The sequence below is a fragment of the Rhodosalinus sp. K401 genome, assembly GCF_041365735.1.
Lineage (GTDB): Bacteria > Pseudomonadota > Alphaproteobacteria > Rhodobacterales > Rhodobacteraceae > Rhodosalinus.
The window spans coordinates 361,456-373,375 of sequence record NZ_JBGFSI010000002.1 but is presented as its reverse complement, the minus strand read 5'-3'; the positions used below and the strand labels follow the sequence as shown (position 1 = coordinate 373,375).

Sequence of the window (11,920 nt, the reverse complement as noted above, 5' to 3'; positions counted from 1 at the left end):
CGGTGCGGTTGCCGTCTGGGGGGACGCTTGGCCCGTTTCGACCGTTACATGCTGTCGCAGCTCATGGTGCTGTTCGGCTTCTTCGCGCTCGTTCTGGTCTCCGTCTACTGGGTGAACCAGGCGGTGCAGCTTTTCGACCGGCTGATCGCGGCGGGTCATTCCGCGACCGTGGTGCTGGAGTTCACGCTGCTCAGCCTGCCCAAGGTGGTCGGACAGGTGATGCCGCTTTCGGCCTTCGCGGCCGCGGTCTACGTCACCAACCGGCTTTCCAACGAGAGCGAGCTGACGGTGGTGCAGGCCACGGGCTACTCGCCCTGGCGCCTCGCCCGGCCCGTGGCGGTCTACGGCCTCATCCTCGCGGCGATGACCGCGGCGCTGAGCCACGTGCTGATCCCGGCCAGCGGCGCGCAGTTCGCCCAGCGCGAGGCCGAGATCGCCGAATCCCTCTCGGCCAAGCTTTTCCGCGAGGGCGTCTTCCTCAACCCGTCCGAGGGCGTGACCTTCTACATCCGCGAGATCACGCCCGCGGGCGAGCTGCGCGACGTATACCTCTCGGACCGCCGGCGCGCCGACCGGCCGGTGACCTACACCGCCGAGCGCGCCTTCCTGCTGCGCGAGGACGCGGCCACGCGGCTGGTGATGGTCGACGGCATGGCGCAGACGCTCTTCCGGGCCGACAGGCGCCTGTCCACCACGAGCTTCGACGAGCTGGCCTACGATGTCAGCAGCCTCGTCGCCGCGCGCGGGCCGCCGCGTCCCAACGTGCGCACCCTTTCGACCCTCGCGCTGCTCGGCGACCCAGGGCGCGCCGCCGGGATCACCGGCCAGGACGTGGGCCGCGTGCTGCAGGAGGCGCATCTGCGCTTCACCGAGCCGCTGCTCGTGGCGGTGGCCGCGCTCATCGGCTTCTCGACCCTCGTGGCCGGCGGTTTCAGCCGGCTCGGCATGGGCCGGCGGATCGCGCTCGCCATCTTTCTTCTGGTGCTGGTGGAGGTCGCCAAGGGCGCCGTCGTGACCCCGGTCCGGAACAATCCCGCGCTCTGGCCCGCGGTCTATCTGCCTGCGGCGCTGGGTTTCGCGATCTCGGCGTGGATGCTCTGGCAGGCGGCGCGGCCCCGGCGGCGGCGCAGGGTCCGCGCGCCCGACCCGGCGGAGGGCGCGGCGGCATGATCCTGCATCTCTACTTCGCGCGGCGCTTCGCGCAGCTTTTCGGCGGGCTCCTGCTCGTCTTCTTCCTGTTTCTGGGCCTCATCGACATGGTGGAGCAGCTGCGCCGCTTCGAGGAGGCCGGATTCGGCGAGATCATGAAGATCACGCTGCTGAACATGCCGCAGGTGCTTTACCAGTTCCTGCCGCTGGTGATGATCCTGTCGGCCATCGGCCTCTTCCTGGGTCTCTCGCGGTCCTCGGAGCTGGTGGTCACCCGTGCGGCGGGACGCTCCGGCCTCACCGCGCTTCTGGGTCCGCTCGTCGTGGCCGCCCTGATCGGCGCCGCGACGCTGACCCTGGGCAATCCGCTCGTCGCGGCCACTTCGGAGCGCTACGCCGAGTTGCGCGAAAGATACGGCGGCGGCGGGTCGGTCATCTCGATCGGGCGCGAGGGCCTCTGGCTGCGCCAGGGCGGCGCCAGCGGGCAGACGGTGATCCGCGCCGACCGCGCCAATGCCGACGCCACCGTGCTTTACGACGTGAGCTTCGTCTCCTACGCGCCAGGCGGCGGGCCGGTCCGCCGGATCGAGGCCGCCCGCGCCGAGCTCGGCGACGGGGCCTGGGAGCTTTCGCAGGCGAAGGACTGGCCGCTCGCCACCGGCACCAACCCGGAGGCGGCGGCGACGGTGCACGACCGCCTCACCCTGCCCTCCACGCTCACCCGCGAAGGCATCCGGGACAGCTTCGGCCAGCCCGCCTCGGTCTCGATCTGGCACCTGCCCGCCTTCATCTCGACGCTGGAAGAGGCGGGCTTCTCGGCGCGGCGCCACGCGGTGTGGTTCCAGATGGAACTCTCGCGCCCGCTCTTCCTGATCTCGATGATGATGGTGGGGGCGGCCTTCACCATGCGCCACGCCCGCGCGGGCCGCACGGGGCTTTTCGTGCTGGCCGCGGTGATGCTGGGCTTCGGACTCTACTACATCCGCAATTTCGCGCAGATCCTCGGCGAAAGCGGGCAGCTTGCACCCTGGCTCGCGGCCTGGACGCCGCCCTTGGCCTCTGTCTTGCTGGCGATGGGCGTGCTGCTGAACATGGAGGAAGGCTGATGCGGGCCGCGGTCTGGCGGCATGCGCGCGTGTTCCTCGCCGCGGCGTTTCTCGCCGGCCCGGCGGCGGCGCAGGACGAGCCCGTGTTCCTGGTCGCCGACCGGGTCTTCCTGCAGGACAACGACACGCTCGTCGCCGAGGGCGACGTCGAGGCGCTTCAGGGCGACGTCCGGCTCAGCGCCTCGCGGCTGCGCTATGACGGCGCCGCCGGGCGGCTGGTCGTGGAAGGCCCGATCCGGATCGAGGATCCCGAGAGCGGCGCGGTGATCCTCGCCGACGCGGCCGATCTGGACGAAGGGCTGCGCGACGGGCTGATCGCCGGCGCGCGGCTGGTCCTCGACCGCCAGCTCCAGCTCGCCAGCGCGCAGTTGACCCGCGTGCGCGGCCGCTACTCGATGATGACGCGCACGGCCGTGACCTCCTGCCAGGTCTGCGGCGACGAGCCGCCGCTCTGGCAGATCCGCGCGCGGCGCGTGATCCATGACGAAAAGGCCCGCCAGATCTACTTCGACGACGCGCAGTTGCGGGTGCTGGACGTGCCGGTGCTCTACCTGCCGCGGCTGCGCCTGCCCGATCCGACGCTGGAGCGGGCGCGCGGTTTTCTCTTTCCCCGGGTGCGCAACACCGAGCGGCTGGGCTTCGGGCTGAAGATACCCTATTTCATTCCCGTCGGCCCGCACCAGGACGTGACGCTCACGCCCTACCTGTCGTCGGAGACGCGCACGCTGGAGCTGCGCTACCGCCGCGCCTTCGCGGATGGCGACATGCAGATCGACGCGGCGGCGAGCCGCGACAGCCTCGGCCGGGACGGCTTGCGCGGCTATGTCATCGGCGCGGGCGAGACCGGCCTGCCGCGCGGCTACCGGCTGCGCTTCGCCATCGAGGCGGTCAGCGACCGCGCCTACCTCAACGATTACGGCTATGCCGACAAGGACCGGCTGCGCAGCGGGCTCACGCTGTCGCGCGTGCGCGACCGGGACTATCTGGAGGCCGGCTTCAGCTACTACCAGACCCTGCGCGACGGCGAAAGCAACTCCACCCAGCCCACCCGTACCGCCAACATTCTCTATGAGCGGCTGATGCGGCCCGCCGCGATCGGCGGGCTGGCGCGGCTCGGCCTGTCCGCGCACGGCCATTTCCGCACGTCGGACGCCGACGTGCTGGGCCGCGACATGGCGCGCCTGACCGCCGAAATCGACTGGGAACGGCGCTGGACCGGGCCGGCCGGCCTGCGCGCGGGGCTGCGCGCCGGCCTCGCGGTCGATCACCTCGATGTCGCGCAGGACAGCACCGGGGCCGGGGCCGACACGGTCGTGACGCCCGCGCTCGGCGCAGAGCTTCGCTGGCCGCTGGTGCGGACCGAGAGCGGCGGGGCGCGCCAGCTTCTCGAACCCGTGGCGATGATCGCCTGGTCGGGCGGGGATCGCGCGGACATCGCCCCCGAAGAGAGCACCCTGCCCGAATTCGACGAGGCGAACCTGCTGGCGCTCTCCCGCTTTCCGGCCGCGGACCGGCGCGAGCGCGGCCTGCGCGGGGCCGCCGGGCTGCGCTGGGTCCGCGAGGACCCGGACGGGTGGAGCGCGGGCCTCGTGCTCGGGCGCGTCTGGCGCGACGATCCCGACGCGGCCTTCACCGCGGCCTCCGGCCTCGACAGCGGCGCCTCGGACTGGCTGGTCGCGGGCCAGCTCGAGCTGGCCGAGGGACTTTCCCTGCAGGCGCGCGGTCTCTTCGCCACGCTGGGAGACGTCAACAAGGCCGAAGCGCGCGGCACCTGGAGCACCGACCGGCTGGGGCTCGGCGCGAGCTACCTGCTGCTGCCGGCCGATGCGGCCGAGGCGCGCCCCAGCGCGATATCGGAATGGAGCTTCGACGCCGACTATCGCCTCAGCCGGCACTGGACGGGCAGCGCGGAGTGGCGCTACGACATCGCCGGAAGACGCCCCGCGCGCGCGAAACTGGGCCTTGCCTACCGCAACGAGTGTCTGGAGGTCGCGCTTTCCGCCTCGCGGAACTATGCCAGCTCCGCTAGTCTCGAACCCGATACGGATTTCGGGCTGACGATCGCGCTCAAAGGTTATAGCACGGGTGGCAGCGCCAAGGAGTACCGACGCAGATGCAACTGAAATCGCTCATCGAACCGGCGCGGCGGATGGCACTCGCGCTGGCAGCCGCGGTCGCCCTCGCCGCTCCGCTCGCGGCGCAGGGACTCTTCGCGCCCGCCATCATCGTCGACGACCAGGTGATCACGCGTTACGAACTCCAGCAGCGCGAGCGGTTCCTCGTCCTGCTCAACGCCCCCGGCAACCCGGCCGAGCAGGCCCGCGAGCAGCTGATCGACGACCGTCTCAAGCTGGCAGAGGTGCGCCGCGCGGGCCTTCTGCCCACCGAGGAACAGATCGCCGAGGGCGTGACGGAATTCGCCGGCCGCGCGAACCTCTCGCCCGACGAGCTGGTGCAGGCCCTCGAAGCGAGCGGCGTGGCCCAGGAGACGCTGGTGGATTTCGTGCGCGCGGGCATCGGCTGGCGCAATCTCGTGCGGGCCCGCTTCGCCGGGCGCGCCGAGGTGAGCGAGGGCGAGATCGACCGCGCCATCGGCGGCGACGGGGCGGGCAACGTCCGCGTCAGGCTGGCCGAGATCATCCTTCCGCTGGACCCGGCCCGCCAGGACGAGATCCGCGCCCGCGCCGGCGAGATTTCCCGATACACCACCGAGGCCCAGTTCTCCGAGGCGGCGCGCCGCTTCTCGGCCGCGCCCTCCGCCCGCTCCGGCGGACAGCTTCCCTGGCAGGAGCTCACGCGGCTGCCGCCGGGGCTGCGGCCGCTGATCCTGGCGCTCGGGCCGGGCGATGTCTCGGACCCGATCCCGCTGGACGGCGCGATCGCCCTCTTCCAGCTGCGCGACATCGAGGAGACGGAGTATACCGCGCCCGACTACGCGGCGATCGAATACGCCAGCTACCTCATCCCGGGCGGCCGCACCGAGGCCGCGCTGGCCGAAGCCGCACGCGTCCGCGCCGCGGTCGACCGCTGCGACGACCTTTACGGCGTCAATCTCGGCCAGCCCGACGAGCGGCTCGAACGCGTCAGCCTGCCGCCCGACGAGGTGCCGCGCGACGTCGCGCTGGAACTCTCGCGGCTCGACGACGGCGAGATCTCGACCGCGCTGACCCGGCGCGACGCCGCGGGCAACGCGAACCTCGTTCTGCTGATGCTCTGCGGCCGCACGCCGGAGATCGCGGAGGACGTCTCGCGCGAGGAGATCGAGATCGGGCTCAGGAACCGGCGCCTCGCCTCCTACGCCGACAGCCTGCTGCAGCAGCTGCGCTCCGAGGCGCGCATCGTCGAGCCATGACCGCGCCGCCCGTGGCCGTCAGCTGCGGCGAGCCCGCAGGAATCGGGCCCGAACTTGCGGCCCGGGCATGGCAGGCGCTGGGCGCCACGCGCCCCTTCTTCCTGATCGGCGATCCGGGGCATCTGCCGCCAGGCACGCCCACAACCGAGATCGACGCGCCGGAAGAGGCAGCGGAGGCGTCGCGGCACGGTCTGCCGGTGCTGCGCCTGCCCTTCCCGGCCCCGGCGCGCCCCGGCCGGCCCGATCCCGCCAACGCCGCCGCGGTGATCGAGGCCATCGCCCTGGGCGTCCGGCTGGTGCGGGGCGGCCGCGCCCGCGCGCTCTGCACGCTGCCGATCCAGAAATCCGTGCTGGCCGAGGGCGCGGGCTTCGCCTTTCCCGGCCACACCGAGTATCTCGCCGCGCTGGGCGAGGTGGATTGCGTGGCGATGATGCTGGTCTCGCCAGAGTTGCGGGTGGTGCCCGCCACGATCCATATCCCGCTTTCCGAGGTGCCCCGCGCCCTCACGCCCGAGGTGCTGGAAAGCGCGATCCGGCTGACCCATGACGGGCTGGTGCGCCTTTTCGGTATCGCGCACCCCCGTATCGCGGTCACGGGCCTCAACCCCCACGCCGGCGAGGCGGGGCGCATGGGCCGCGAGGAGATCGCGTGGATCTCCCCCCTGCTCGAGCGCCTGCGCGAGGAGGGGCTCGATCTTTCGGGGCCGCGCCCGGCCGACACGATGTTCCACGCCGCCGCGCGGGCGGACTACGACGCGGCGGTGGCGATGTATCACGACCAGGCGCTGATCCCGGTCAAGACGCTCGACTTCGACCGCGGCGTGAACCTGACGCTGGGCCTGCCCTTCCTGCGCACCTCGCCCGATCACGGCACGGCGCTCGACATCGCGGGCACGGGCCGCGCGAACCCCGCCTCCACACTCGCCGCGCTCGACCTCGCCTGGCGCCTGTCCGGCGGGGCGGCATGACCGGCGCGGGCACGTGCCGGACGCGGGCGGCGCAAGCGGCATGAGCGCCATCGACGACCTGCCCCCGCTGCGCGAGGTGATCGCCCGCCACGGGCTCTCGGCGCGCAAGGCGCTCGGCCAGAACTTCCTTCTGGATCTGAACCTCACCGCCAGGATCGCGCGCGCGGCGGGCGATCTGTCGGGCGCGGATGTGCTCGAGGTGGGGCCCGGCCCCGGCGGGCTCACGCGCGGGCTTCTGGCCGAGGGCGCGCGGCGCGTGCTGGCCGTCGAAAAGGACGCCCGCTGCCTGCCCGCCCTGGAAGAGATCGCCGCCGCCTATCCGGGCCGGCTGACCGTCATTCACGGCGACGCGCTGGAGGTGGATCCCCTCGCCCATCTCTCGAGGCCGGTGAAGGTGGTCGCGAACCTGCCCTACAACGTGGGCACCGAGCTTCTGGTGCGCTGGCTCACGCCGAAGGTCTGGCCGCCCTTCTGGGACAGCCTGACCCTGATGTTCCAGCGCGAGGTCGCAGAGCGCATCGTGGCGCCTCCAGGCTCCAGGACCTACGGGCGGCTCGCGGTGCTGGCGCAGTGGCGTGCCGAGGCGCGGATCGTCATGCAGCTTCCACCGGCGGCGTTCACGCCCCCGCCCAAGGTCTCCTCGGCAGTGGTGCGGCTCGAGGCGCTGCCGGCGCCGCGGTACCCCGCCGACCCGGCGGTGCTGAGCCGCGTCGTGGCGATGGCGTTCGGGCAGCGCCGCAAGATGCTGCGCTCCGCGCTCAAGGGGCTTGGCCCGGACGTGGGCGATCTGCTCTCGGCGGCAGGCATCGCGCCGACGGCGCGGGCCGAGGATATCGGGTTGGAGGCGTTCTGCGCGCTGGCGCACGCCGTGGCCGCGCGGGACCGGGGCTGAGGCGCTACTCCGCGGCCTCCTGCGAGCCGCCACCGCCGCCGTCGCGGCCCGACGAGCCGCCATCCTGCGATCCTTCGGAGCGCTGTTCGGAGCGCGGCTTGCGGCTGCGGCGCGGCTTCGGGCGGCTCTCGGGCGTCTCGACGAGGCCGCTCTCACCCTCTCCGCCGGTCTGCGGCTTGTCCTGCGAGGGGGTTTCGCCACCACCCTCGCCGCCGCCCTGCGCGGCCTCGCGCTCGGCACGCTCGCGGTCGCGCTGCGCCTGGCGTTCGCGATTCTCGCGCTCCTGCTGCTCGCGGCGGGCTTCCTGCTCGCGCTGCGCTTCGGAGAGCAGGCGCAGGTAATGTTCCGCGTGCTGCTGGAAGTTCTCGGTCGCGACACGGTCGTTGGACAGCTGCGCGTCGCGGGCGAGCTGGTTGTACTTGTCGATGATCTGCTGGGGGGTGCCGCGCACCTTGCCCTCTGGTCCCGAACTGTCGAACACGCGGTTGACCACGTTGCCCACGGAACGGGAGCGGTTCGACTTCGACCGCGACCTTGCTTTGGAAGATCTCATGTAGCTCTTGTCCAGCCTGTTTCGGTTTTGCCGCTTCGCGCCGTCATGCGGATGTGCCGCGCCGCTTCATGGATCGGAAGAGCGGATTGTCTGGCTTGGCGTGCGACCGGGACGAGCCCCTTGGGTGTCCACTGCCGCGACTACGCCTTGTGTAACCATGTCGGCGCGGTCGAGACAAGGGGGAAATCCGGCCCGCCTGCGGATTTACGCCGGTTTTCAGGCAGAAATCACGCCGGGCAACGCGCCGACACGACGCGATCCCTGTCATCGAGATCGGCATGCACGGTGATGTCTTCAAGACCCGCCGCCGCGAAAAGACCCGCGACCGCGTCGCCCTGCGTCGGTCCGATCTCCACGGCCAGGCGCCCGCCCGCCGCGAGGTGCCCCGGGGCGCCCGCGGCGATGGCGCGGTAGGCGTCGAGCCCGTCGCCGCCCGGGCAGAGTGCCTGCGGCGGATCGTGGAGCCGCACCTCGGGCGCGAGATCGGCAAGCTCCGCCTCGGCGATGTAGGGCGGGTTCGACACGACCAGGTCGAAGCGGCCGGTCACATCGGCGAACCAGTCGCTTTCGACGAGCCGGAGCCGGTCGGCCACCCCGTGCCGCGTCGCGTTGGCCCGCGCGATGGCGAGCGCCGCGGCGCTGATGTCGGTCGCCACGCCCCGCGCGCCGGGCCATTCCGCGAGGAGAGAGACGGCGAGGATGCCGCTGCCGGTGCCCAGGTCGAGGATCCGCCGGGCGGGCGACATCAGCGCGATGGCAAGCAGCGTCTCGGTCTCGGGACGCGGATCGAGCACGGCGTCGCCGACCTTGAAATCGCGGCCCCAGAACACGCGCCGCCCGAGGATGCGTGCCACCGGGCGGCGGGCCGCGCGGGCGTTCAGCATCTTCAGGAACCGCTCTTGCGTCTCCGGCGGCACCGGGTCCGGCCCCATCGCGCCGACCCGCCCCGCCTCGACGCCGAGGGCGCCCGCCAGAAGCCGCCGCGCGTCGCGCGCCGCGCCCTCGATCCCCGCCAGGCGGAGCTGCGCCGTGCCGCGCGCCAGCGCCTCGGTGACGGTCATCCCTCCATCTCGGCCAGCTCCGCCGCCTGCGCGTCGGCGATCAGCGCGTCGATCACCTCGTCGAGGTCCCCGGCGAGGATCTGGTCGAGCTTGTAGAGCGTCAGGTTGATGCGGTGGTCGGTCATCCGCCCCTGGGGGAAGTTGTAGGTGCGGATGCGTTCCGACCGGTCGCCCGAGCCGACCTGCGCCTTGCGCGCGCTGGCGCGCGCGTCCGCTGCGCGACGGCGCTCGATATCGAAGAGCCGCGCCTTGAGCACCTGCATGGCGATCTCGCGGTTGCGGTGCTGGGACTTCTCCGAACTCGTGACCACGATGCCCGTGGGCAGATGGGTGACCCGAACCGCCGAATCGGTCGTGTTCACGTGCTGCCCGCCCGCGCCGGAGCTGCGCATGGTGTCGATGCGCAGCTCGGCCGGGTCGATGGAAACGTCCACATCCTCGGCCTGCGGCAGCACCGCGACGGTCGCCGCCGAGGTGTGGATGCGCCCGCCGGATTCCGTCGCCGGCACGCGCTGCACGCGGTGGACGCCGGATTCGTACTTGAGCCGGGCGAAGACGCCCTCCCCCTTCACCTGCGCCACCAGCTCGCGGATGCCGCCGAGCTCGCTTTCCTGCTGCTCGACGACCTCGAAGCTCCAGCCCTTCGCCTCTGCGTAGCGCTGGTACATGCGCATGAGATCGGCCGCGAAGAGCGCCGCCTCCTCGCCCCCGGTGCCGGGCCGGATCTCCAGCATGGCGGGGCGCGCGTCGGCCGCGTCGCGCGGCAGGAGCGCAAGCCGGAGCGCCTGCTCCGCCTCGGGCAGGTCCGCCTCGAGGCGCGCGATCTCCTCGCGCGCGAGCCCGGCCATGTCGGGGTCGTCCAGAAGCGCCTGCGCCTCCGCCAGGTCCGCGCGAAGCTTTCGCCACGCCTCGATCTCGGCCACGATCGGGCGCAGCTCGGCATATTCCCGGCCTAGGCGCGCAAGGTCGCCGCCGCCCTCCGCCATGCGCGCCTCCAGGTACTGGAAGCGCTGCAAGATCTGCTCGAGCCTGTCGGTGGGGATCATGCCGCTCTGTCCCCCATCGCGCGGGTCTGGTCAAGACCGCGCGATTTGCTACACTCGCCGCCATGCGCGCGCTCGTGCTTCCCGTCTGCTGGCTCGCCGCCGGCCCGTCGCTCGCCGAGGGGCCCACCGACGCGCCCGGCGCGCCAACCCCCTCTGCCGCCACGGACTGCTACTGCACCGACAGCACCGGCGGGCGGGTCGAGCTGGGCGAGAGCATCTGCCTGACCGTGGACGGCCGCAGCTTCATCGCCCAGTGCCAGATGTCGCTCAACAATCCGATGTGGCGCGAGATATCGGAAGGGTGTGCCCCGTCCTCCTAGGAGGCGAGGCCGGCCTTTGACAGCCATCCGTCCACCCGCGCCTTGTTGACCCCGAGATCGGATTGCCCGAAGCGAAGCCGCCCGTGGACGACGAGATCCTCGCCGTCGAGGGCCGCGGTCGTGTAGTCGGGAAAGCCGAAGACCCGCGAGCGCGAGACGTAGGTGATCCGTCCCTCCTGCGGCGATCCGGCCAGCACCCGCGTGCGCGGCGCGGCGCGTGCCACCCGGTCGAAGGCGGCGAGCCCTTCCGCGCCCGCGCCCGCGACGCGCCGCTTCACGCCGCCCGGCAGATCCTCGTTCCCGTCCACCTGCGGCACCGCGTGCCACCGCGCGACGTCGGTGGGCGCGAAGCGCACCCACGCCGCGACATTCACCACGACGAGCAGCACCAGCACCGCGAACCAGAACAAGATCTTCAGAACGCCTGTCATCGCCGGCCTCCGCCCCGCTTCATCATTCCCACCCCGTCTGCCGCGCCGGGAGCACGCGGCGCAAGGCCCTCACCGCCCTTTCGAGCGAGCCTGCCCGATCAGGCAGAGCATCTCGGTCGCCACATGCGCGCCCGCCACCGCCGTCGCGCCGGTGGTGTCGAAGGGCGGCGAGACCTCGACGACGTCGCCGCCCCGAAGGTCGATCCCCGCGAGGTCGCGCAGGATCGCCGCGGCCTGCCAGCTCGCCAGCCCGCCCCAGACGGGCGTGCCGGTGCCGGGCGCGAAGGCCGGGTCGAGCGCGTCGATGTCGAAGCTGAGATAGACCGGCGCGTCGCCCAGGATGCGCCGCACTTTCGCGACCGTGTCGGCGACGGGGTTCTCGTGGACCTCGCGCGCGTCGATGATCGGGATGCCCAGCGTGTCCGGGTTGTAGGTGCGGATGCCGATCTGGACCGAGCGCGCCGGGTCGATGCAGCCCGCCTTCACCGCCTTGTAGAACATCGTGCCGTGGTCGATGCGGTCCATGTCGTCATCGGCCCAGGTGTCGGTGTGGGCGTCGAAATGCAGAAGCGACATCGGCCCAAACTTCGCGGCGTAAGCCTTCAGAATCGGGAAGGAAATATAGTGGTCGCCGCCCAGCGCCACGCTCGCCGCGCCAGCCTCGAGGATGGTGCGGATATGGGCGGTCAGCGCGTCGGGAAACTCCGCCACGCGGGCATAGTCGAAGGCGAGATCGCCGTAATCCGCGATGGCGAGGTCCTGCATCGGGTCGTAGCCGCCCCAGCCCCAGGGCGGATCGTAGGGCTGGAGACAGCTCGCCTCGCGGATCGCGCGCGGCCCGAGGCGGGTTCCGGGGCGGTTCGTCACCGACTGGTCGAAGGGCACGCCCGTCACCGCCACATCCACGCCCGAAAGATCCTTCGTGTAGCGGCGCCGCAGGAAGGACACCGCGCCACCGAAGGTGTTCTCGAAGCTGTTGCCTTTCAGCTCCTCCCGGGTGAAGGCGTGGTCCACCTGCCGTTTCGCGTCCTCGAGCGCCATG

Annotated in this window: 12 protein-coding genes; 7 read left to right on the top strand and 5 right to left on the bottom strand. The window is 71.9% G+C overall.

Features of this window, described 5'->3' with window-relative positions; genetic code table 11:
• The first annotated feature begins 27 nt into the window (after nucleotides 1-27).
• From lptF to rsmA, 6 genes are read left to right on the top strand one after another with little or no spacing between them, the layout of a single operon-like run.
• Complete coding sequence (gene lptF, locus AB6A66_RS04340; RefSeq protein WP_371054919.1) at nucleotides 28-1,170, top strand: LPS export ABC transporter permease LptF; 1,143 nt, start codon at nucleotides 28-30, stop codon at nucleotides 1,168-1,170.
• Nucleotides 1,167-2,255: an LPS export ABC transporter permease LptG gene (lptG, locus tag AB6A66_RS04335; protein WP_371054918.1), complete on the top strand. Its 1,089-nt coding sequence runs from the start codon at nucleotides 1,167-1,169 to the stop codon at nucleotides 2,253-2,255. The genes lptF and lptG overlap by 4 nt, the downstream gene beginning before the upstream one ends.
• Nucleotides 2,255-4,378, top strand: a complete 2,124-nt coding sequence (locus AB6A66_RS04330; protein WP_371054917.1) for an LPS-assembly protein LptD — start codon at nucleotides 2,255-2,257, stop codon at nucleotides 4,376-4,378. The genes lptG and AB6A66_RS04330 overlap by 1 nt, the downstream gene beginning before the upstream one ends.
• Nucleotides 4,369-5,607: a peptidylprolyl isomerase gene (locus tag AB6A66_RS04325; protein ID WP_371054916.1), complete on the top strand. Its 1,239-nt coding sequence runs from the start codon at nucleotides 4,369-4,371 to the stop codon at nucleotides 5,605-5,607. The genes AB6A66_RS04330 and AB6A66_RS04325 overlap by 10 nt, the downstream gene beginning before the upstream one ends.
• On the top strand, nucleotides 5,604-6,575 hold the full coding sequence (gene pdxA, locus AB6A66_RS04320; protein ID WP_371054915.1) for a 4-hydroxythreonine-4-phosphate dehydrogenase PdxA: 972 nt from the start codon (nucleotides 5,604-5,606) through the stop codon (nucleotides 6,573-6,575). Before AB6A66_RS04325 ends, pdxA begins: the two co-directional genes overlap by 4 nt.
• 40 nt (nucleotides 6,576-6,615) lie before the next feature.
• Nucleotides 6,616-7,467 carry a 16S rRNA (adenine(1518)-N(6)/adenine(1519)-N(6))-dimethyltransferase RsmA gene (gene rsmA / locus AB6A66_RS04315; RefSeq protein ID WP_371054914.1) on the top strand — a complete coding sequence of 284 codons (852 nt, stop codon included), beginning with the start codon at nucleotides 6,616-6,618 and terminating at the stop codon, nucleotides 7,465-7,467.
• A gap of 4 nt (nucleotides 7,468-7,471) precedes the next feature.
• Here rsmA and AB6A66_RS04310 read toward each other — a convergent pair whose 3' ends face one another.
• The 3 genes from AB6A66_RS04310 to prfA form a co-directional block, all read right to left on the bottom strand.
• A complete protein-coding gene (locus tag AB6A66_RS04310) occupies nucleotides 7,472-8,020 on the bottom strand; it encodes a DUF4167 domain-containing protein (RefSeq protein WP_371054913.1) in 549 nt (182 codons plus the stop codon).
• Between the two features lie 227 nt (nucleotides 8,021-8,247).
• The gene (prmC, locus tag AB6A66_RS04305; RefSeq protein WP_371054912.1) at nucleotides 8,248-9,081 is read right to left on the bottom strand and encodes a peptide chain release factor N(5)-glutamine methyltransferase; all 834 of its coding nucleotides are present in this window, start codon (nucleotides 9,079-9,081) and stop codon (nucleotides 8,248-8,250) included.
• Nucleotides 9,078-10,127 (bottom strand): peptide chain release factor 1, encoded by a 1,050-nt coding sequence (prfA, locus tag AB6A66_RS04300; RefSeq protein WP_371054911.1) that lies wholly within the window; start codon nucleotides 10,125-10,127, stop codon nucleotides 9,078-9,080. The genes prmC and prfA overlap by 4 nt, the downstream gene beginning before the upstream one ends.
• A 62-nt stretch (nucleotides 10,128-10,189) precedes the next feature.
• Here prfA and AB6A66_RS04295 point away from each other — a divergent pair, with 62 nt between their 5' ends.
• Nucleotides 10,190-10,447: a hypothetical protein gene (locus AB6A66_RS04295; RefSeq protein ID WP_371054910.1), complete on the top strand. Its 258-nt coding sequence runs from the start codon at nucleotides 10,190-10,192 to the stop codon at nucleotides 10,445-10,447.
• Here the strand turns inward: AB6A66_RS04295 and AB6A66_RS04290 are convergent.
• Both AB6A66_RS04290 and speB read right to left on the bottom strand, forming a co-directional pair.
• Nucleotides 10,444-10,878 (bottom strand): DUF1499 domain-containing protein, encoded by a 435-nt coding sequence (locus tag AB6A66_RS04290; RefSeq protein ID WP_371036438.1) that lies wholly within the window; start codon nucleotides 10,876-10,878, stop codon nucleotides 10,444-10,446. The genes AB6A66_RS04295 and AB6A66_RS04290 overlap by 4 nt on opposite strands.
• A 69-nt stretch (nucleotides 10,879-10,947) precedes the next feature.
• Nucleotides 10,948-11,919 carry an agmatinase gene (gene speB, locus AB6A66_RS04285; RefSeq protein WP_371054909.1) on the bottom strand — a complete coding sequence of 324 codons (972 nt, stop codon included), beginning with the start codon at nucleotides 11,917-11,919 and terminating at the stop codon, nucleotides 10,948-10,950.
• Between the last annotated feature and the right edge of the window lies 1 nt (nucleotide 11,920).

Coding starts and splice junctions, on each gene's coding strand:
- lptG (WP_371054918.1), top strand. CDS start 1,167: ATGATCCTGCATCTCTACTTCGCGCGGCGCTTCGCGCAGCTTTTCGGC.
- AB6A66_RS04330 (WP_371054917.1), top strand. CDS start 2,255: ATGCGGGCCGCGGTCTGGCGGCATGCGCGCGTGTTCCTCGCCGCGGCG.
- AB6A66_RS04325 (WP_371054916.1), top strand. CDS start 4,369: ATGCAACTGAAATCGCTCATCGAACCGGCGCGGCGGATGGCACTCGCG.
- pdxA (WP_371054915.1), top strand. CDS start 5,604: ATGACCGCGCCGCCCGTGGCCGTCAGCTGCGGCGAGCCCGCAGGAATC.
- rsmA (WP_371054914.1), top strand. CDS start 6,616: ATGAGCGCCATCGACGACCTGCCCCCGCTGCGCGAGGTGATCGCCCGC.
- AB6A66_RS04310 (WP_371054913.1), bottom strand. CDS start 8,020: ATGAGATCTTCCAAAGCAAGGTCGCGGTCGAAGTCGAACCGCTCCCGT.
- prmC (WP_371054912.1), bottom strand. CDS start 9,081: ATGACCGTCACCGAGGCGCTGGCGCGCGGCACGGCGCAGCTCCGCCTG.
- prfA (WP_371054911.1), bottom strand. CDS start 10,127: ATGATCCCCACCGACAGGCTCGAGCAGATCTTGCAGCGCTTCCAGTAC.
- AB6A66_RS04295 (WP_371054910.1), top strand. CDS start 10,190: ATGCGCGCGCTCGTGCTTCCCGTCTGCTGGCTCGCCGCCGGCCCGTCG.
- AB6A66_RS04290 (WP_371036438.1), bottom strand. CDS start 10,878: ATGACAGGCGTTCTGAAGATCTTGTTCTGGTTCGCGGTGCTGGTGCTG.
- speB (WP_371054909.1), bottom strand. CDS start 11,919: ATGGCGCTCGAGGACGCGAAACGGCAGGTGGACCACGCCTTCACCCGG.